General features: G+C 65.7%; 18 protein-coding genes and 1 pseudogene. 14 read left to right on the top strand and 5 right to left on the bottom strand.

The window, feature by feature from the left end; translation table 11 throughout:
- Nucleotide 1: 1 nt before the first annotated feature.
- Entirely contained in the window at nucleotides 2–2,125 is a 2,124-nt protein-coding gene (locus TO66_RS08680) for a TonB-dependent siderophore receptor (RefSeq protein ID WP_044461949.1), read from the bottom strand.
- A gap of 194 nt (nucleotides 2,126–2,319) precedes the next feature.
- Between TO66_RS08680 and TO66_RS08685 the strand changes: the two genes are divergently transcribed.
- The 10 genes from TO66_RS08685 to TO66_RS08730 all read left to right on the top strand — a co-directional run bounded on the left by TO66_RS08685 (nucleotide 2,320) and on the right by TO66_RS08730 (nucleotide 11,602).
- Nucleotides 2,320–3,345: an NAD(P)H-dependent glycerol-3-phosphate dehydrogenase gene (locus tag TO66_RS08685; protein ID WP_044461950.1), complete on the top strand. Its 1,026-nt coding sequence runs from the start codon at nucleotides 2,320–2,322 to the stop codon at nucleotides 3,343–3,345.
- 18 nt (nucleotides 3,346–3,363) lie between these two features.
- Entirely contained in the window at nucleotides 3,364–3,711 is a 348-nt protein-coding gene (locus TO66_RS08690) for a DUF4389 domain-containing protein (RefSeq protein WP_044461951.1), read from the top strand.
- On the top strand, nucleotides 3,708–4,157 hold the full coding sequence (gene sixA, locus TO66_RS08695; RefSeq protein ID WP_044461952.1) for a phosphohistidine phosphatase SixA: 450 nt from the start codon (nucleotides 3,708–3,710) through the stop codon (nucleotides 4,155–4,157). The genes TO66_RS08690 and sixA overlap by 4 nt, the downstream gene beginning before the upstream one ends.
- Nucleotides 4,158–5,017: 860 nt before the next feature.
- Nucleotides 5,018–6,685: an AMP-binding protein gene (locus TO66_RS08700; protein ID WP_044461953.1), complete on the top strand. Its 1,668-nt coding sequence runs from the start codon at nucleotides 5,018–5,020 to the stop codon at nucleotides 6,683–6,685.
- A gap of 32 nt (nucleotides 6,686–6,717) precedes the next feature.
- Nucleotides 6,718–7,161, top strand: a complete 444-nt coding sequence (locus TO66_RS08705) for a hotdog fold thioesterase (protein WP_044461954.1) — start codon at nucleotides 6,718–6,720, stop codon at nucleotides 7,159–7,161.
- Between the two features lie 113 nt (nucleotides 7,162–7,274).
- A complete protein-coding gene (locus TO66_RS08710; protein ID WP_044461955.1) occupies nucleotides 7,275–8,081 on the top strand; it encodes an alpha/beta fold hydrolase in 807 nt (268 codons plus the stop codon).
- Nucleotides 8,078–8,932: an alpha/beta hydrolase gene (locus tag TO66_RS08715; protein WP_044461956.1), complete on the top strand. Its 855-nt coding sequence runs from the start codon at nucleotides 8,078–8,080 to the stop codon at nucleotides 8,930–8,932. Before TO66_RS08710 ends, TO66_RS08715 begins: the two co-directional genes overlap by 4 nt.
- 50 nt (nucleotides 8,933–8,982) lie before the next feature.
- The gene (locus TO66_RS08720; protein WP_044461957.1) at nucleotides 8,983–9,642 is read left to right on the top strand and encodes a glutathione S-transferase family protein; all 660 of its coding nucleotides are present in this window, start codon (nucleotides 8,983–8,985) and stop codon (nucleotides 9,640–9,642) included.
- Nucleotides 9,643–9,650: 8 nt separating this feature from the next.
- Nucleotides 9,651–10,457, top strand: coding sequence for a DUF4892 domain-containing protein (locus TO66_RS08725; RefSeq protein WP_044461958.1), 807 nt, complete (start codon nucleotides 9,651–9,653; stop codon nucleotides 10,455–10,457).
- A gap of 92 nt (nucleotides 10,458–10,549) precedes the next feature.
- On the top strand, nucleotides 10,550–11,602 hold the full coding sequence (locus TO66_RS08730; protein WP_044461959.1) for an AI-2E family transporter: 1,053 nt from the start codon (nucleotides 10,550–10,552) through the stop codon (nucleotides 11,600–11,602).
- A 644-nt stretch (nucleotides 11,603–12,246) separates the two neighbouring features.
- Here the strand turns inward: TO66_RS08730 and TO66_RS08735 are convergent.
- A complete protein-coding gene (locus tag TO66_RS08735) occupies nucleotides 12,247–13,281 on the bottom strand; it encodes a HAMP domain-containing sensor histidine kinase (protein ID WP_044461960.1) in 1,035 nt (344 codons plus the stop codon).
- A complete protein-coding gene (locus tag TO66_RS08740) occupies nucleotides 13,281–14,048 on the bottom strand; it encodes a response regulator (RefSeq protein WP_044461961.1) in 768 nt (255 codons plus the stop codon). Before TO66_RS08740 ends, TO66_RS08735 begins: the two co-directional genes overlap by 1 nt.
- Nucleotides 14,049–14,359: 311 nt before the next feature.
- On the opposite strand from TO66_RS08740, the gene pyrF reads away from it, so the two are divergent.
- Nucleotides 14,360–15,058 carry an orotidine-5'-phosphate decarboxylase gene (gene pyrF / locus TO66_RS08745; RefSeq protein WP_044461962.1) on the top strand — a complete coding sequence of 233 codons (699 nt, stop codon included), beginning with the start codon at nucleotides 14,360–14,362 and terminating at the stop codon, nucleotides 15,056–15,058.
- Nucleotides 15,059–15,146: 88 nt separating this feature from the next.
- Here pyrF and TO66_RS08750 read toward each other — a convergent pair whose 3' ends face one another.
- Entirely contained in the window at nucleotides 15,147–16,154 is a 1,008-nt protein-coding gene (locus TO66_RS08750) for an NADP-dependent oxidoreductase (RefSeq protein ID WP_044461963.1), read from the bottom strand.
- Between the two features lie 232 nt (nucleotides 16,155–16,386).
- Here TO66_RS08750 and TO66_RS08755 point away from each other — a divergent pair, with 232 nt between their 5' ends.
- The 3 genes and pseudogenes from TO66_RS08755 (at nucleotide 16,387) to TO66_RS34265 (ending at nucleotide 19,320) form a co-directional block, all read left to right on the top strand.
- The gene (locus tag TO66_RS08755; protein WP_044461964.1) at nucleotides 16,387–17,148 is read left to right on the top strand and encodes an SDR family oxidoreductase; all 762 of its coding nucleotides are present in this window, start codon (nucleotides 16,387–16,389) and stop codon (nucleotides 17,146–17,148) included.
- Nucleotides 17,149–18,357: 1,209 nt separating this feature from the next.
- Nucleotides 18,358–18,411, top strand: a pseudogene (locus TO66_RS34260) (hypothetical protein); the annotation flags it as partial.
- 204 nt (nucleotides 18,412–18,615) lie between these two features.
- A complete protein-coding gene (locus TO66_RS34265; protein ID WP_409077189.1) occupies nucleotides 18,616–19,320 on the top strand; it encodes a methyl-accepting chemotaxis protein in 705 nt (234 codons plus the stop codon).
- A gap of 90 nt (nucleotides 19,321–19,410) precedes the next feature.
- Here TO66_RS34265 and TO66_RS08765 read toward each other — a convergent pair whose 3' ends face one another.
- Nucleotides 19,411–20,181 (bottom strand): hypothetical protein, encoded by a 771-nt coding sequence (locus TO66_RS08765; RefSeq protein WP_080926003.1) that lies wholly within the window; start codon nucleotides 20,179–20,181, stop codon nucleotides 19,411–19,413.
- Nucleotides 20,182–20,190 lie beyond the last annotated feature (9 nt).

The raw sequence follows: 20,190 nt of genomic DNA on the forward strand, positions 1-20,190 counted from the left end.
CTTAGAACGCCAGCTCCGCGCTGAAGTAGAGGACGTGTCGCGAGTCGTAATGGTTGTCGACGAAGGTGGTGGGCTCGTTGTCGAGGCGTTGCTGGAGCACGCCGGCCAGCTCCAGGCTGCCCTTGCCCAGCGGGATGCGCTTGGCGATGCGGGTATCGACGCGCTCGAAGCGGTAACCGTTGAGCGCGTTGTCCCCGTAATAGAAGAGGGCGCTGGACCAGCCCCGGCCCCAGTCGCGCAGCCAGCCCGCCGAGCCGCTGTGGCGCGCGGTCAGTTGCTGGTCCAGTGGATTGCTGGCCTCGGCATCGACATAGGCATAGGTCAGGCGCAGCCGGTCCGCCGGGCTCAGGCGCCAGTCCAGCTGGGTTTCCGTGCCGGTGAAACGGGAGGTGTTGCTGTTGCTGGCGATGTACTGGTTGTTGCGCAGCGGCTCGCTGATCATCCCGGTGATTTCGTCGTGGAACAGCTTCACATCGAGGCTCAGCCCGATATCGACGAAAAAGCCGTTATAGCCCAGCTCCCGCGAACGCATGTGTTCCTGCTCGAGATCGCCCGGGCCGCGGGTCTTGACGAAGTACTGGGCGCTGGGCTGGCCGAAGGCGGTCGGGTTCAGCTTGGTCACCCGGTAGCTCCAGTTGACGTTGTTCTCGAACATGTCCGGCGAGCGGATCGCCTCCGAGTACACCGCCCGCAGGCCATGGCGCGGGTTGATCAGGTAGTTGACCGCCATCCGCGGGGTCAGCGAGCTGCCGCTTTGTTGCGAATCCTCGAACATGGCGCCGCCCTGTAGCAGCCAGTGTTCGCTGGCCCGCCATTCCAGCTGGCCGAAGGCCCGCCAGGTGCTGTAGTCGAGGGTGCCGTTGAAGTAGGTTTCTGAGTCGGCGCGGTCGTAGCGATAGTTCAGGCCGCTGACCAGCCGTACGCTGTCGGACAGGCTCAGGGTGTCCTGCAATTCGAGGTCGTAGCGCGATTCGCGGGCGCTCTGGTCGATGTCGCCGCAGACGGTGCGCTTGGCGCCGTCCTTCCATTGCCCCAGCACCTGGTTGGCCAGGGCCTGTTCGGCCGCGGTGCCTGGCGGGGCGCCGGCACCGGTGAAGTTTTCCATGTGCCGGGCCAGCCGTTCGGCGTAGTTCGGGTTGAGCTGCCAGAGCCGGGTCAGTTCCGGGCTGAACGACACTTCGGCGTCGCAGGCGCGCCAGTTCTGCTGGCGATCCCAGTGCTGGGCCGAGCCCTGTATATAAAGGCTGTGTTCCGGGTTGATGTCGAGGTTCCAGCGCAGCGACCCGGCATAGTCCTTGGCGATCACGTCGGAGTTGTAGCCGGCCGAGGTGATCCCGGAGAACACCGGGCGGTAGGTGTAGGGGCGCTGGTTGCTGCCTTCCTTGGCGCTGAGCTGCCAGTCGATGCTCTGGCGCTCGTCGAGCATCTGGCTGACCGACAGGCTGAAGCGGTTCAAGCGCCGGCTGTCGCGGTAGTCGGCGCCGTTGCGGTCGCTGTCGAAGCCGTCGTCTTCCTGCCCGGACAGCGACAGGCGCAGGTCGCCGGTTCCCCAGCCGGTGCCCTGGCTGGCGTACCAGTCGCGGATGCCACGCTGGCCGCGGGTGACCTTGATGCGCGTGCCATGGCTGTTGGCGGGCGAGCGGGTGATGATGTTGACCACCGCCATCAGCGCATTGGCGCCATAACTGACGGTATTGGGGCCGCGGAACACCTCGATGCGCTCGATATCTTCCATGGCCACCGGGATGTCGCTCCAGTCCACGGTGGCCAGGCCCGCGCGGTACACCGAGCGCCCGTCGATCAGCACCTGCATGCGCCGGGCTACGCTGGCGTTGGTGCCGTGATAGTTCACCGTCGGCTGGTTGCCGCTGATATTGCCGACCATCATTCCCGGCACCAGGCGCAGCAACTCGCTGATGTCTCGGGCGCCGCTGGCGCCGATCAGTTCGCTGTCGAGCACGGTCATGCTCCCGGGCACGGCCGCGGGGGATTGTTTCAGGCGCGTGGCGGTGAGGACTTCCGGCAGCGGCTGGCTGTCCAGGAACAGGTCGTCGGCCAGCGCCGGGGTGCTGCAAACCAGTGCCAGCAACAGCGATGAGCGGGAGAGGGGAGGGCCAGGATGCACGGCACAGCCTTGATAACGAATAATTGCCGCGCATGTTAACCGAGATGATCGGGTTTTCCAGTCGATAACCCCGACAATCCACGTTCTAATCGGCTTTTTCCCGGCATTTGTACCTAATTGTTCAGAGGGCTGGCCGCCGCAGGGCCGCCCCGTATAATGCCGCCATCGCCACTGTATGGATTGACGGATTGCATATGACTGAACAGCGCCCTATCGCGGTCCTGGGAGGCGGAAGTTTTGGCACCGCCGTGGCCAATCTGCTGGCCGAGAACGGCCATCGGGTGCGGCAATGGATGCGCGACCCGCAGCAGGCGGAGGCCATTCGCACGCATCGCGAGAATCCACGCTACCTCAAAGGCATCAAGGTGCATCCGGCGGTGGAGCCGGTGACCGACCTGCTGGCCACCCTGAACGACAGTGACCTGTGTTTCGTCGCCTTGCCTTCCAGCGCCCTGCGCGCGGTGCTGGCGCCCCATGCGCAACTGCTCGCCGGCAAGCTGCTGGTCAGCCTGACCAAGGGCATCGAGGCGCAGACCTTCAAGCTGATGAGCGAGATCCTCGAAGACATCGCCCCGCAAGCGCGGATCGGCGTGCTGTCGGGGCCGAACCTGGCCCGCGAGGTGGCCGAGCACGCCCTGACCGCCACCGTGATCGCCAGCGAAGACGAAGAACTTTGCCAGCGGGTCCAGGCCGCGTTGCATGGCCGTACCTTCCGCGTCTATGCCAGCGCCGACCGCTTTGGCGTCGAGCTGGGCGGCGCCCTGAAAAACGTCTACGCGATCATCGCCGGCATGGCGGTGGCGCTGGGCATGGGGGAAAACACCAAGAGCATGCTGATTACCCGCGCCCTGGCGGAAATGACCCGGTTCGCCGTCAGCCAGGGCGCCAACCCCATGACCTTCCTCGGCCTGGCGGGGGTCGGCGACCTGATCGTCACCTGCTCGTCGCCCAAGAGCCGCAACTATCAGGTCGGTTTCGCCCTCGGCGAAGGCCTGAGCCTGACCGAGGCGGTGGATCGTCTCGGCGAGGTGGCCGAAGGTGTGAACACCCTCAAGGTGCTCAAGGTCAAGGCGCAGGAAGTAGGCGTCTATATGCCGCTGGTAGCCGGATTGCATGCCATCCTGTTCGAGGGGCGCACGCTGAACCAGGTCATCGAGCTGCTGATGCGCGGCGAACCGAAGACCGACGTCGACTTTATCTCCACCAGTGGTTTCAACTGAGCAGGGCAGGAGCGAGACATGAACGATACGAATTCCGAGGCCCGGTACGAATCCATCCTGTTGCGCGTGTTATGGATGCTGGTATTCGTGCTGGTCTGGCAAGTGGCGCAATTCATCCTCGGCGCGCTGGTGCTGGTGCAACTGATCTACCGGCTGATCTACGGCTCGCCGAGTGCCAGCCTGATGAACTTCGGCGACAGCCTGAGCCAGTTCCTGGCGCAGATCGGCCGTTTCGGCAGTTTCCATACCGACCAGAAACCCTGGCCGTTCGCCGACTGGCCAGCACCGCGGGCGCCTGAGGGCGAAGCGCCGCACGTGGTGCCGCCGGCTCCACACCCGGCGCGCGACGAGGAGCCCAAGCTGTGAAGCTCTGGGTGCTGCGCCACGGAGAAGCCGAACCCCATGCGCGCAGCGATGCCGAGCGCAACCTGACCGCCCATGGCCGCGAGGAAGCCCTGCGCAGCGCGGCGCACCTGATCGGCCAGCCGCTCAGCGCGATCATCGCCAGCCCTTATGCGCGGGCCCAGCAGACTGCGGGGCTGGTACGCCAGGCCCTGGGCTTCGAAGGGGAGATCCGCACCGTGCCCTGGCTGACGCCCGACAGCAATCCACTGTCGGTGGTCGCCCAGCTCGACTCGGCGGACAACGTGCTGCTGGTCAGCCATCAACCGCTGGTGGGCAACCTGATCGGCCTCTTGCAGCACGGCCATCTGCGCCATCCCCAGCCGATGCATACTGCGGGCCTGGCGGAGCTCCAGGGCGACTGGCCGTTGGCCGGCCTGATGACCCTCAACGGCATCAGGAACCCCTGAGCCCGCGTTGTCTGGCTTGGCGTCCGCTGCGCGGCCGATCGCAGCCTCGCTCACGCTTGGCAGCGGCTACGGGAATCGTGGCGCCCCTCGATTTATCGCCCACCCCAAACCTGTAGCCGCTGCCGAGCCCCGGCGAGGCTGCGATCGTCTGCGCAGCAGACGCAGGGGCGATATCTCCAATTAATCTGATGCCCCGCGTCGCCTGGCTTGGCGTCCGCTGCGCGGCCGATCGCAGCCTCGCTCACGCTCGGCAGCGGCTACGGGAATCGCGGCACACCCCCCGATTTATCGCCCCCCTCAACCTGTAGCCGCTGCCGAGCCCCGGCGAGGCTGCGATCGTCTGCGCAGCAGACGCAGGGGCGATATCTCCAATTAATCTGATGCCCCGCGTTGTCTGGCTTGGCGTCCGCTCTGCGCGGCCGATCGCAGCCTCGCTCACGCTCGGCAGCGGCTACGGGAATCGCGGCACACCCCCGATTTATCGTCCCCCCCTCAACCTGTAGCCGCTGCCGAGCCCCGGCGAGGCTGCGATCGCCTGCAACGCAGGCGCAAATCCGGGCCATGCACTCCAACTGACGCACCGCGGCCTCAGGCTTATAGCCAATGCCGATCAAGAACGGTGCCGCTGCCGTGCTGCGATCGACTGTAGGAGCGCAGCTTGCTCGCGATGAACGATGACGCGGTATCCCAGGCGTTCCATAGCGTGGCTATCGCGGGCAGGTCGGACCGCCCGCTCCTGCAGCGTCGTCTCTCGCTACATTTCTTAACTTGCGGCCCTCCTTTGTGCGTGGAATAGTCGCCCGAGCAAGTGCTTGGTTGGCTAGTTTCACGATCAGAATAAAAACAAAGGAGCGCGTCGCATGTCTGCCGCTTTTCGTTTGCCGCTGGAAGTGTTCTACGAGCGCGAAGCTCGTCATCCCCGCCAACGTTTCCTGGTCCAGCCCCTGGGCGGTGGCCGGGTCGAAGAGCTGACCTGGGCCGACGTCGGCCACCAGGCCCGCTGCGCCGCCCACTGGCTGCGTGCCCGCGAACTGCCGCCGGGCAGCCATGTCGCGATCATCTCCAAGAACTGCGCCCACTGGATCATCGCCGACCTGGCCATCTGGATGGCCGGTCACGTCTCCGTGCCGCTGTATCCCAACCTCACCGCCGACTCGGTGGCCCAGGTGCTGGAGCATTCGGAGTCGGCCCTGGTATTCATCGGCAAGCTCGACGACTGGCCGGCGATGGCGCCGGGGGTGAAACCCGGGCTGCCCACCATCAGCCTGCCGCTCTGCCCCGAAGGCCGCTTCGACTTCAGCTGGAGCGATTTGCAGCAGTGCTCGCCGATCCAGGACGATCCGAGCCCGGCCGCCGAGCACCTGGCGACCATCATCTACACCTCGGGCACCACCGGCCTGCCCAAGGGCGTGATGCACAGCTTCGGCACCCTGGGGTTCGCGGCCACCCGCGGCACCCAGCTGTTCGGCCTGGGGCCGGACGACCGCCTGCTGTCCTACCTGCCGCTGTGCCACGTGGCCGAGCGCATGTTCGTCGAGCTGGCGGCGATCTACACCGGGCAGACGGTGTTCTTCGCCGAGAGCCTGGACACCTTCCTCGCCGACCTGCGGCGGGCGCGGCCCACGGCGTTGTTCGGCGTGCCCCGGATCTGGACCAAGTTCCAGATGGGCGTGTACGGCAAGGTTCCGGCCCGGCGCCTGGACTTTCTCCTGGGCCTGCCGATCATCGGCAAGCGGGTAGGGCGCAAGGTGCTGGCGGGGCTCGGGCTGGATGCGCTGCGGGTGGCCTTGTCCGGCGCGGCGCCGGTGCCGCAAACCCTGTTGGACTGGTATCAGCGCCTGGGCCTCGACGTGCTCGAGGTGTATGGCATGACCGAGAGTTGCGGTTATTCCCATATCGGTCGCAGCGGGCAGCACGTCCCCGGCTGGATTGGCCGGCCCTGCCCGGATGTCGAGGTACGGATCGACGAGGCCGGAGAAGTCCAGGTGCGCAGTGGGGCGACCATGCTGGGTTATTTCAAGGACCCGCAGAAAACCGCGGAAACCGTCACCGAGGACGGTTTCCTGCGCACCGGCGACAAGGGCGAGCAGGACGCCGACGGCAATCTGCGCCTGACCGGGCGGCTCAAGGAAATCTTCAAGACCAGCAAGGGCAAGTACGTGGCCCCGGCGCCGATCGAGAACCGGCTGGCGGTGCATTCGCGGATCGAGCAGGTGTGTGTGGTCGGTGATGGCCTGAGTGCGCCGCTGGGCCTGTGCGTGCTGTCCGCCGCCGGCCTGCAGGACGCGGCCGGCGGTGCCCGCAGTGGCCTGCACGCGAGCCTGGAAAGCCTGCTCGAGGAGGTCAATGGCCTGCTCGACAAGCATGAGCGCCTGCACCGCCTGGTGGTGGTGAAAGACAGCTGGGCGGTGGAAAACGGCTTCCTCACGCCGACCCTGAAGATCAAGCGCAATGTCATCGAAGCCACGTACGGTGAACGGTTTAAAGAGTGGAGCGAGCGTTCCGAGGCCGTGCTGTGGCAGGATTGAGCGCGGATAACCACCATAAAAAGGAAGCCGTGATGAGCCTGTGGCGTACCACCCCGAATATCGAGCAGTTGAACGCGATCCAGAAAAACACCATCGGCGAGGTGCTGGATATCCGTTTCGAGTCTTTCGACGACGAGTCGCTGACCGCCAGCATGGTGGTCGACCACCGCACCCATCAGCCCTATGGCTTGCTGCATGGCGGTGCCTCGGTGGTGCTGGCGGAGTCGGTTGGCTCCATGGCCAGTTACCTGTGCATCGATGCCAGCAAATTCTATTGCGTGGGCCTGGAAATCAACGCCAACCACCTGCGCGGCCTGCGCTCCGGGCGGGTGACGGCGGTGGCCAGGGCGATTCATATCGGCCGCACCACCCATGTCTGGGACATCCGCCTGACCAGCGACGAAGGCAAGGCCAGCTGCATATCGCGCCTGACCATGGCCGTGGTGCCGCTGGGGCAGACGCCGCCGAACGGCTGAGGGGCTCCATAGGCAGAGGCTGAGTGTCATCATTTTTGACCGTTAGTGTCATTGCCGCCGGGTAGCGGCTTGCGGACAATCAGCCATCGTTTTTTGTCGATGAGTTTGCCGGTATGTCGCAACAGGTGTTTTTCGCTCACGCCAACGGGTTCCCCTCGGGGACCTACGGCAAGTTGTTCGCCGCCCTGGCGCCCGAATACGAGGTGGCGCATTTGCAGCAGCATGCCCACGATCCACGGTTTCCGGCGGACGATAACTGGCTGAACCTGGTGGACGAACTGATCCACCATCTGCAGCAGCAAGCCGAGCCGGTGTGGGGCGTCGGCCATTCCTTCGGCGGGGTGCTGCACCTGCATGCGGCGCTGCGTTGCCCCGAGTTGTATCGCGGCGTGGTGATGCTCGATTCGCCCGTGCTGACCCGCGCCGATCAATGGGTGATCCGCGCCGCCAAGCGTTTCGGCTTTATCGATCGCCTGACCCCGGCCGGCCGGACCCTGGGCCGCCGCGAGGAATTCAGCGACCTGGAGGCGGCGCGCCGGTATTTTGCCGGCAAGACCCTGTTCCGCGGTTTCGACCCCGAGTGTTTCGACGCGTACCTGCAACATGGCCTGCATCAGGTCGACGGCCGGCTGCGCCTGCGTTTCGACCCGGCCACCGAGATCAGCATCTATCGCGGCGTGCCCCACACCAGCCCGGGGCGCCCCCGGCAGTTGAAGGTGCCGCTGGCGGTGGTGCGCGGACGCCAGAGCCGGGTGGTGATGAAACACCACGCCAGCAGCGTCGGGCGCCTGCCCCATGGCGAGTCCCTGAGCATGCCGGGCGGACACATGTTCCCGCTGGAGCGCCCGCAGGACACCGCGGCCCTGTTGAAAAAGCTCTTCAGCCGCTGGGATGCCCGGCATGCACGGAGCTGCGCGTGAGTCCCGCGGTCGAGGAAGTCCGCCTGAGCCTGCCGCATATCGAACTGGCGGCGCATCTGTTCGGCCCGGAGGATGGCCTGCCGGTGATCGCCCTGCACGGCTGGCTGGATAACGCCAACAGTTTTGCGCGGCTGGCGCCCCGGCTACCGGGCTTGCGTATCGTTGCCCTGGACATGGCCGGGCATGGTCATTCCGGGCATCGGCCGTTGGGGGCCGGCTATGCGCTCTGGGATTACGCGCACGATGTGTTGCAGGTCGCCGAGCAACTGGGCTGGAAACGTTTTGCCCTGCTCGGGCACTCCCTGGGCGCGATCGTGTCGCTGGTGCTGGCCGGCTCGTTGCCCGAGCGGGTGAGCCATCTGGCGTTGATCGACGGGGTGATTCCTCCGACCGCCAGCGGGGAAAACGCCGCCGAACGCATGGGCATGGCCCTGCAGGCCCAACTGGACTTGCGAGACAAGCGCAAGCCGGTCTATGCCACCCTGGACCGGGCCATCGAAGCGCGGATGAAGGGCCTGGTCGCGGTCAGCCGGGAAGCCGCCGAACTGCTCGCCCAGCGCGGCCTGATGCCGGTCCCCGGGGGCTATACCTGGCGCAGCGACAGCCGCCTGACCCTGGCGTCGCCCTTGCGCCTGACCGAGGACCAGGCCATGGCCTTCGTCCAGCGCGTGGCCTGCCCGGCCCACCTGGTGGTGGCAGCCGACGGCATGCTGGCCAAGCACCCGGAATTGCTGGAGCGGCTACCCTTCGGTCGGGAACAGCTGCCCGGTGGCCACCACCTGCACCTGAACGACGAGACCGGTGCCACGCTTGTTGCAGACTGTTTCAATAGGTTTTTCGCCGTTTCTTGACTTGCCGCGGGCAACTGTCGAGGCTGGGCGGGTTGAAATGGGAGACAACCATGATAGATCTCTACACCGCTGCGACCCCGAATGGCCACAAGGTCTCTATCGTGCTCGAGGAGCTCGGCCTGCCTTATACGGTGCATGCCCTGAGCTTCGACAAGAAGGAACAAAAGGCTCCAGGCTTTCTCAAGATCAATCCCAATGGCCGGATCCCGGCCATTGTCGACCGCGCCAATGGCGATTTTGCCGTGTTCGAGTCTGGCGCGATTCTCATCTACCTGGCTGAACTCAGCGGGCAGCTGTTGCCCGGCGACCCCAAGGGCCGTTCGTTGGCGATCCAGTGGCTGATGTTCCAGATGGGCGGCATCGGCCCGATGCAGGGCCAGGCCAACGTGTTCTTCCGCTATTTCCCGGAAAAACTGCAGGGCGCCATCGATCGTTACCAACATGAAACCCGGCGCCTGTACGAGGTGCTCGACACGCGCTTGCAGCAGGTCGAATTCCTCGCCGGCGACTACAGCATTGCCGATATCGCCACCTTCCCGTGGGTGCGCGGCCATGAATGGTCCGGGGTCCCGGTCGATGGGCTGACGGCCCTGCAACGCTGGATGGCGACCCTCGAGGCGCGTCCGGCGGTGCAGCGCGGGCTGCTGGTTCCGCAGCGCACGGATGACGCCAGCGTCATCAAGGGCGCCCAGGCCATGCTGATCCGATGAGAGCACCCATGCGTCTATTCACTGTCCTGCTGTTGTCCTGCACCAGCCCCTTGCTGTTCGCCGCCGATTTGCCCGGCAGCCATGACCTGCCGATCGTGCCGCGCATGACCGACGCGCAGATCGTCGATTACCGCGCCCCCGCCGAGATGGAGCGGATCTACCCCATGGGCTCGATCCGCAAGATCAGCGGGCAGCTGCGTTTCGACGGCCAGGTCGGTGCGCGGGGCACCACCACTTCGGTGACCTACGAATTGCCGCCGGAACATTCCTCGACCGCGGCCTTTACCGCCGCCCGCGAAGCCTTGCAAGGGCAGGGCGCCGAACTGTTGTTCTGGTGCCAGGCACGGGATTGCGGGGAAAGCAGCCTGTGGGCCAACGAGGTGTTCGGCAATGCCAAGCTGTACGGTGCCGATGCCCAGCAGGCGTATCTGCTGCTGCGCCTGGCCGCGCCCAACGAGCAATCGCTGGTGGCCCTGTACAGCATCACCCGGGGCAATCGCCGGGCGTACCTGCATGTCGAGCAATTCGACGCCAGTACGCCGCTGGGCGAGTTGTTGCCGACCTCGGCCACGCTGTTGCGCCAGCTCAAGGACACCGGCGAGCTGGACTTGCCCAGGCTCGCGGGCGATCCCCAGCCGACCTGGCTGATGTTGTTGTCGCGCGGGTTGAATCTGGATACCACGTTGCGGGTCAGTGTCTCCGGCGCGAACGCCGAAGCCTGGCGCCAGGCCCTGATCGGCCAGGGCGTACGGGCGGCGCGCATGGAAACCGGGGACGACAAGGCCCCGGGCCTGCGCCTGGAACTGTTGCGCTGAGTCGTTGCATCGCACTGCTGTAGGGAACCGGCCTGGGTGAACGCGCTGCCGTTCGCCTACGCTGGTTGAGTTGACCTTTCTCGAGAATCCATATGCTCAATAATGATCGCCTGCTGGTGCAGATCCTGCTTCTGGTGCTGTTCGGTGCCAGTTTCTGGGTCATGGCGCCGTTCTGGTCCGCGTTGTTCTGGGGAGCGGTCCTGGCGTTCGCCAGCTGGCCGCTGATGCGCTTGCTGACCCGCTGGCTGCATGGCCGCGAGTCCCTGGCCGCGGCGGTGCTGACCCTGGGCTGGATGTTGCTGGTGGCGGCGCCGCTGGTGTGGCTCGGCCTCAACCTGGCCGACCATGTGCGCGACGCTACGGGTTTTATCAAGGATGTCCAGGTCGATGGCCTGCCCGAGGCGCCGGCCTGGCTGGCGACCGTGCCTGTTGTCGGCGGGCGGCTGGTCGGGTTGTGGAACAGCATCGACCAGCAGGGCGCGGCGCTGATGGTGGCGGTCAAGCCTTACCTGGGGCAGGTCGGCAATTGGCTGCTGGCGCGCAGCGCGCAGATTGGCGGCGGGATCCTCGAACTGACGCTGAGCATCGTCTTCGTGTTTTTCTTCTATCGCGACGGCCCGCGCCTGGCGACCTTCGTCCATCGGCTGCTGGAGCGGCTGATCGGCGACCGCGCCGGCTACTACATCGAACTGGTGGCCGGGACGGTGCAACGGGTGGTCAACGGGGTGATCGGCACCGCGGCAGCGCAGGCGATCCTGGCCCTGGTCGGTTTCCTGATCGCCGGGGTGCCCGGCGCGCTGGTGCTGGGGATCGTGACGTTCCTGCTCAGCCTGATTCCCATGGGCCCCCCGTTGGTGTGGGTGCCCGCCACCGCCTGGCTGGCCTGGAAAGGCGAGTACGGGATGGCGGTGTTCCTCGGCATCTGGGGCACCTTCATCATCAGCGGCGTCGACAACGTGCTCAAACCCTACCTGATCAGCCGCGGCGGCAACCTGCCGCTGGTGATCGTCCTGCTCGGCGTCTTCGGTGGCCTGATCGCGTTCGGCTTTATCGGCCTGTTCATCGGCCCGACCCTGCTGGCCGTGGCCTACAGCCTGTTGACCGACTGGAGCGCCAGCCAGGCGCGGGTGGAAGACAAGCGCTGACCCGAGCGGCGATGCGTTCTAAAAATCGAAGCATGCCGCGCTTCCCGTAGCCGCTGCCGAGCGTGAGCGAGGCTGCGATCGGCAACGCAGTTGCCGCCAAGCCTGGCTCTGCGGTGCGTCAGTTGGAATGCGTAGCCTGGGTTTGCGCCTGCGTTGCAGGCGATCGCAGCCTCGCCGGGGCTTGGCAGCGGCTACAGGTTTTGCGGTGGGTGATAAATCGAGGTGTGCCGCGCTTCCTGTAGCCGCTGCCGAGCGTAAGCGAGGCTGCGATCGGCAACGCAGTTGCCGCCAGGCCTGACGCCGCGGTGGGGCGGTTGGAATGCGTTGTTTGGGGTTGCGCCTGCGTTGCAGGCGATCGCAGCCTCGCTGGGGCTCGGCAGCGGCTACAGGTTTGCGGTGGGTGATGAATCGAGGTGCGCCGCGCTTCCCGTAGCCGCTGCCGAGCGTGAGCGAGGCTGCGATCGGCAACGCAGTTGCCGCCAAGCCTGGTTCTGCGGCGCGTCAGGTGAAATGCGTTGTCTGGGTTTGCGCCTGCGTTGCAGGCGATCGCAGCCTCGCTGGGGCTTGGCAGCGGCTACAGGTTTGCGGTGGGGGATAAATCGAGGTGTAGCCCATTCCTTTGCGCCGGGCGCTATGCGAACGGCTCAGGTGCGGGGCAGGCGCATCACGGCCGTCAGGCCGCCTCCGGGGGTTTCTTCCAGGCACAGTTGCCCGCCCAGGCGTTCGGCGGCTTCGCGGGCAATGGTCATGCCCAGGCCGACGCCACCGGAGTTGCGATTGCGCGAACCTTCCAGGCGGTAGAAGGGCTCGAACACCGCTTCGCGCTGGTCTTCGGCGATACCCGGCCCCTGGTCGATCACCCGGATCAGCACTTCCTCACGGCTGTCCTGCAGGCTGATACGCGCGTGGCCGGCATAGCGCAGGGCATTGTCCAGCAGGTTGTTCAGGCACGAGCGTAGGGCCATCGGCTGTACCTGCAGGGGCATGCAATGGCCGCTGGTCTGCACATCGGCGCCCTGGTCCTGGGCATTTTCACAGAGCGACTCCACCAGCGCCTGCACATCCATCCACTGCACGGCCTCGCTGGTGCGCTGCTCGTGCAGGTAGCTGAGGGTCGCATCGAGCATGCCGATCATGTCGTCGAGGTCCTGGCGCATCTGGCCCTGCAGCTTGTGGTCCTCGATCTGCTCCAGCCGCAGCTTGAGGCGTGACAGCGGCGTGCGCAGGTCATGGGAAACCGCGCCGAGCATGCGCCCGCGCTGCTTGACCTGTTCGCGGATGCGCTGCTGCATCAGGTTGAAGGTATGCGCGGCCTGGCGCGCCTCCCGCGGGCCGGATTCCTCCAGCGGCGGGCTGTCGAGGTCTTCGCTGAGGCGTTCGGCGGCGTCGCTCAGGCGCTGGATCGGCCGCGTCAGCAGCTTGGCGCCGTACCAGGCGGCGATGATCAGCGAGATGAACTGAAAGGTCAGCGGCACGATCGGCCCGCCGAACCAGGGGCGCGGCGGCCGATGCTCGAAGCGCCCGTTGGCCGCGGGCTGGCCGCCGAATTCGCCGGCGGGCGGGCGCGGTGGCGGACCGTACAGGTGGAACCAGAAGAAGGCCAGCAGGTGGGCGAGCACGATCGCGATCAGCAACACGCCGAACAGGCGGCCGAAGAGCGTATCGAAGCGCCCGCGCATCAGCCGATGTCCCGGGCGTCGAACAGATAGCCTTCGCCGCGTACGGTCTTGATCAACTGCGGCGATTTCGGGTCGTCGCCGAGCTTCTGTCGCAGGCGCGAGACCAGCAGGTCGATGCTGCGGTCGAAGGCTTCGATGGAGCGCCCGCGCGCAGCGTCCAGCAACTGTTCTCGGCTCAGTACCCGACGCGGGCGTTCGATGAACACCCAGAGCAGGCGGAACTCGGCATTGGACAGCGGGACGACCAGGCCCTCGGCGGAGATCAATTGGCGCAACACGCTGTTCAGGCGCCAGTTGTCGAAGCGGATATTGGCCCGCTGTTCGGTGCGGTCGTCGCGTACCCGGCGCAGGATGGTCTGGATCCGCGCCACCAGTTCCCGCGGCTCGAAGGGCTTGGCCATGTAATCGTCGGCCCCCAGCTCCAGGCCGATGATCCGGTCGGTGGGCTCGCAACGGGCGGTGAGCATCAGGATCGGGATGTCCGACTCGGTGCGCAGCCAGCGGCACAGGGACAGGCCGTCTTCGCCGGGCAGCATCAGGTCGAGCACCACCACATCGAAGTGTTCCGCTTGCAGGGCCTGGCGCATCGCGGTCCCGTCGGTCACGCCGGTGGCGTGGATATTGAAGCGGGCCAGGTAGTCGACCAGCAGTTCGCGGATCGGGAGGTCGTCGTCGACGATCAGGGCGCGGGTGTTCCAGCGTTTGTCGTCACCGCTGGTGCCGGGCGCTTTCTGATCGTCGTTGAGAGGAGCTGGAGTGTTATGCATGCGTGCGATCATCTGCCAGTTAGGCTGCCGGCCAGAAAACCAAGGCGGCGAGGGCTTCAGCATAGGCGTCCGGCCCGGGGGCTGGAAGTGCTGTTGGGGAGTGTTGCGGCTGGCGAGGGTAGCCGGGCTGGTTGTTGCCGGCGTGTCGGAAGTGTATCGGGCTCGACACAATCGCCGCCAAGGGCCGCCGTCGGCAGGTTTGTGGCGACGGGCAACGGCCGTTGGCGATGAATTACCGATCATCGGGTCCCGGAGCGTCGTCGCTTGCGCTACAATCCGCGCCGATTTCGACTTGCCTGAGAGCCCCCTTCATGTCCGCTTGCCAGACTCCTATCATCGTCGCCCTGGACTTTCCCACCCGTGACGCCGCACTGAAACTGGCCGATCAGCTGGACCCCAAGCTGTGCCGGGTCAAAGTCGGCAAGGAACTGTTCACCAGTTGCGCGGCGGAAATCGTCGGCACCCTGCGCGACAAGGGCTTCGAGGTGTTCCTCGACCTGAAATTCCATGACATTCCCAACACCACCGCCATGGCCGTCAAGGCCGCCGCGGAGATGGGCGTGTGGATGGTCAATGTGCACTGTTCCGGCGGCCTGCGCATGATGGCTGCCTGCCGCGAAGTGCTGGACCAGCGCAGCGGCCCGAAACCGCTGCTGATCGGCGTGACCGTGCTGACCAGCATGGAGCGCGAGGACCTGGCCGGCATCGGCCTGGATATCGAGCCCCAGGAGCAGGTGCTGCGCCTGGCCGCCCTGGCGGAAAAAGCCGGCATGGACGGCCTGGTCTGCTCGGCCCTGGAAGCCCAGGCGCTGAAGACCGCACACCCGTCGCTACAATTGGTGACCCCGGGGATCCGTCCGGCAGGCAGCGCCCAGGACGACCAGCGGCGCATCCTCACCCCGCGCCAGGCGCTGGACGCCGGTTCCGACTACCTGGTGATCGGCCGCCCGATCAGCCAGGCGGCGGACCCGGCCAAGGCGCTGGCGGCCGTGGTGGCAGAGCTGGCGTAAGCGGCGACTGCCAGAACGATCGCGGGCAAGCCTCGCTCCTACAGTGTAGGAGCGAGGCTTGCCCGCGATGCTTTTCAGCCCTTGCTGATCAATCGACCTTCAACACCAGCTTGCCGAAGTTCTCGCCGCTGAACAGTTTCATCAGCGTTTCCGGGAACGTCTCCAGCCCCTCGACGATGTCCTCCTTGCTCTTGAGCTGCCCCTTGGCCATCCAGCCGGCCATTTCCTGCCCGGCGGCGGCGAACTGGGCGGCATAGTCCATCACCACGAAACCTTCCATGCGCGCGCGGTTGACCAGCAGCGACAGGTAGTTGGCCGGTCCCTTGACCGCTTCCTTGTTGTTGTACTGGCTGATGGCGCCGCAGATCACCACCCGCGCCTTGAGGTTCAGGCGGCCGAGCACGGCGTCGAGAATATCGCCGCCGACGTTATCGAAATACACGTCGACGCCTTTCGGGCATTCGCGCTTGAGCCCGGCGTGGACGTCTTCGCTCTTGTAGTCGATGGCCCCGTCGAAGCCCAGTTCGTCGATCAGGAACCGGCACTTGTCCTGGCCACCGGCAATGCCGACCACCCGGCAGCCTTTGATCTTGGCGATCTGCCCGGCAATGCTGCCCACTGCGCCGGCGGCGCCCGACAGCACCACGGTGTCGCCGGCTTTCGGCGCGCCGACGTCCAGCAGGGCGAAATAGGCGGTCATGCCGGTCATGCCCAGGGCCGACAGGTAGCGCGGCAGCGGCGCCAGCTTCGGGTCAACCTTATAGAAGCCGCGTGGCTCGCCGACGAAGTAGTCCTGTACCCCCAGGGCTCCATTGACGTAGTCGCCGACGGCGAAGCCGGGGTGGTTCGAGGCGATCACCTGGCCCACGCCCAGGGCGCGCATGACTTCGCCAATGCCCACCGGTGGGATATAGGACTTGCCTTCGTTCATCCAGCCGCGCATGGCCGGGTCGAGGGACAGGTAGTGGTTCTTCACCAGGATCTGGCCCGCCGCCGGTTCGCCGACGGGCACCTGCTGATAAGTGAAGGTTTCGCGGGTCGCCGCGCCCACCGGGCGCTTGGCGAGCAGGAACTGGCGATTGGTCTGGGCTGTCATGGCTGGCACTCGAGGCTCAATGGAGCCTTAGTTGATAGACCTTGCGCTGCCGGCCCGCAAGGTTTGCCGACGAGGCGAATGGGTATCGATCCAGTGGCGTGATGGTGGGCCCGGAGCGTTCATCACTGCAGTGCATGAGGGGGCAACCGGTGCCCTGATAGTGCTGCCGCGCCGCGTGTACCTGAGTCTAGACTGGCCGCACCCGATCCAACCATTCCATCGAGGGCATCACATGAGCATGACGTTTTCCGGCCAGGTCGTTCTGGTCACCGGCGCCGCGGCCGGCATTGGCCGGGCCACGGCCCTGGCGTTCGCCGCGCAAGGGTTGAAAGTGGTGGCGGCCGACCTGGACGCCGCCGGGGGCGAAGGCACGGTGCAGTTGATTCGCGACGCCGGTGGCGAAGCGCTGTTCGTGCGCTGCGACGTCACTGACGAAGCGGATGTGCAGCACCTGATGGCGCAGGTGGTGAGCAACTATGGCCGCCTCGACTATGCCTTCAACAACGCCGGGATCGAGATCGAGAAGGGCAAGCTGGCGGACGGCACCCTGGACGAGTTCGACGCGATCATGGGGGTCAACGTCAAGGGCGTGTGGCTGTGCATGAAGCACCAGTTGCCGCTGCTGCTGGCCCAGGGCGGCGGGGCCATCGTCAACACGGCTTCGGTGGCCGGCCTCGGCGCCGCGCCGAAGATGAGCATCTATGCCGCCTCCAAGCATGCGGTGATCGGCCTGACCAAGTCGGCGGCCATCGAATACGCGAAGAAGAAAATCCGCGTCAACGCGGTATGCCCGGCGGTGATCGACACCGACATGTTCCGCCGTGCCTACGAGGCCGATCCGCGGAAGGCCGAATTCGCCGCGGCCATGCACCCGGTCGGGCGCATCGGCAAGGTCGAGGAAATCGCCAGCGCGGTGCTGTACCTGTGCAGCGACGGCGCGGCCTTCACCACCGGCCATGCGCTGGCGGTCGACGGTGGCGCCACGGCGATCTGAGGCTGTCGCGCGGTGGGGACCGGCCCTGGTGAATGAGGCCTGCCAGGGCGGTACCAGATCGACATCGACCATTCTGAAAACGACTGTCACGTAGCTTTTTGCCATTATTCCGACGCCAGAGACTTGTGCTCCAGTACAGCCCGTTGCGAACCTGCAACACTCGAAAATGGCCCTGCCGCCATTGGCACTGGAAGGGGACTGAGCGCAATGAATTCGGCCACGAACGGACGTTTTGCCAACCTCGGCATGGCGAAGAAGCTGGGTATAGGTTTTACCCTGGTGCTGCTGTTGACGGCACTGGTGGCGGCCATCGGCGTCTGGTCCCTGCAGACCATCAGCCAGCGCTTCGACGGCCTCAAGCAGATGTCGTCCCTCAACAGCGGCCTGCTCAAGGTCCGCCTGCTCGAACAGAACTATGCCCTGCATGGCGACGCCAAGACTGCGGATGCCTTGCACGAGGGCGTCGACGGCCTGTTGACCCTGGCGGCGCAGCTCAAGGAGCGCTCGGCGGCGAATGTCCCGGTGATGCTCGATGTCGAGCAGGCGCTGGGGGCCTACCGCAAGGCCTTCGACGAGTTCGTCGAGCTGACCCAGGCCAAGGACCTGGCGCTGGAAATGGCCAGCTGGTCGGTGTCCAGCGTGGCCAACAACCTCGATGTGCTGCAGGCCGGCCTGGCCGACGACGGCACCTATACCCTCAAGGATTCGGCGGGCAAGGAGGGCAGCGAGTTCATCGAGCAGGCCAACCAGGTCAGCCAGGTGTCGCGGCTGATGCTGCAAGCGATGAGCGAGGCGCATGTGCGCCTGGACCAGAGCCGCAAGGGCGAGGAAGAGGTCGAGCAGGGCAAGATCGAACAGGCCGACCAGGCCCTGGCCCAGGCCGAGCAGCTCAAGGCGGTGGTCAAGGACACCGGTTACCAGACCGTGCTCAATGAAGTGGTCGGGCATATCGGCAGCTTCAGCGAAAAACTCGCCGAATACACCGGCTTGCTGGTGCAGGAAAAAAAGGTCTACCAGCAGCTGCATGAGCGCGCCACGCAGGTGATGGAGCGGGTCGACCAGGCCTATGGCGCGCAGGACCAGGCGATGCAGGCGGAGCTGAACAAGAACTCGCTGCTGATTGTCGCCTCGTCGGCCCTGGCCTTGCTGGTCGGCGTGCTGGCGGCCTGGATCATTACCCGGCTGATCGTCGCGCCGCTGCGCAGTGTGATGCGGGTGGCCCAGCAGATTGCCGCCGGCGACCTGAGCGCGCGGGTAGAGGTGACCCGCAAAGATGAGATCGGCCAGCTGATGCTGGCGATGCAGCAGATGGGCAACGGACTGAGCGGGATCGTCAGCGGCCTGCAGGCGGGGATCGAGCAACTGGCCAGTTCTGCCCAATCGCTGTCGGCGGTGACCGAGCAGGCCAATCTGGAAGTCAGCACGCAGAAGGAAGAAACCGAGCAGGTGGCCACGGCGATGAACCAGATGACCGCCACCGTGCACGATGTCGCGCGCAATGCCGAAGAAGCGGCGCAGGCCGCGCAGACCGCCGACGACAAGGTCGAAAGCGGCCAGCAGGTGGTGCGCCAGAGCATGCAGCGCATCGAGCAACTGGCGGATTCGGCGAACAGTGCCAGCTCCAGCATCGAAAGCCTCAGCGCCGAGATCCAGAACATCGGCACCGTGCTCGGCGTGATCAAGAGCGTCGCCGAGCAGACCAACCTGCTGGCGCTGAACGCGGCCATCGAAGCGGCGCGGGCCGGCGAGCAGGGCAGGGGGTTTGCGGTGGTGGCCGACGAAGTCCGGGCCCTGGCCAAGCGCACGCAGCAGTCCACCGAGGAAATCGAACGCCTGGTCAGCGCCCTGCGGGCGGCGGCGCAGTCGTCGGTGCAGCAGATCCAGAGCAGCGGCGAACTGGTCAAGCTGGCGGTCAGCGATGCCCTGCAGACCGAGAGCGCGCTGGGCAGCATCGCCACGGCGGTGTCGCTGATTCAGCAGATGAACCAGCAGATCGCCGCGGCCGCCGAGCAGCAGAGCTCGGTCGCCGAAGAGATCAACCGCAGTGTCACCAGCATTCGCGCCAGCGCCGATCAGTCGTCAGTGGCCATGCAAGGCAATGCGGCGTCGAGCATCGAGCTGGCGCAATTGGGGGCGGAGTTGAAGGGGATGGTCGGGCATTTCCGGTTGTGATGCCGGGCCGGTTCGTCACCGGCCACGCCGCCAGGGGCGCGGCGTGTTCGAGGAGTGTGCCGCGCGAAGGGCTCGCGCGGCCGCTGCCAGTCAGTCGTAAATGGCTTTCTTCTTCCAGTCGGCGTCGGCTTCGACGACTTTCAGGCCTTCGGTCAACTGATTGACTTCGCCTTCGACCGGCTGGGTGTTGGTCAGCACCATCGCGTTGGCGCGGCCCAGGAGCTTTTCCATGTACTCCAGCTGTTCGCGGTAGAGGGCCGGGTCCGGTTGCTTGCGCAGGTACTGCACGCCGCGTTCGAACGCCAGCCGGGCCTGCCCGGGTTGCTCCTGTTGCAGGGCGTACTGGCCGAGGTTGTTGAAGAACTCGATGTGCAGCAGCACCAGGATGTGGCGGATTTCCCGAATCCATTGCTTGGCTTCGTTGGCTGGCAGGAAGCCGTCCTGGGCGGCGCGGGTCACCTGGCCGTGCAGGGCTTCCAGGAGAAAGCGCACGTCCTTGGCCTTGGCTTCGGTCTGGATCGGGCAGGGCGGGTTGTTGACCGGAATCGATTCGCCCTGGCCGATCAGCGCATTCAATTCGGTGATGCGGGTCTTGAGCGCGGCATCTGACTTGTTCAGGTTGAGCAGACGCTGGACCACATTGAGTTCCAGCCGGGTCAGCAGCAGCTTGAGGGCCGGCGACATGAACTGACCGGGAAAGGTCTCGGTGATTTCGCCGCAGCGGCGCAGGCGGTCATTGAGCTCAACCTTGGTACGGGCCTTTTCCAGTTTGTTGTTTTCCACCACATGGTTCATGTAGCCAATGGCGATCAGTATTACGATCCCGGCTACTACTAGCAGGGTGATCATGAGTGGTGTCACCGTGTAAGA

Source organism: Pseudomonas sp. MRSN 12121 (assembly GCF_000931465.1).
GTDB lineage: Bacteria > Pseudomonadota > Gammaproteobacteria > Pseudomonadales > Pseudomonadaceae > Aquipseudomonas.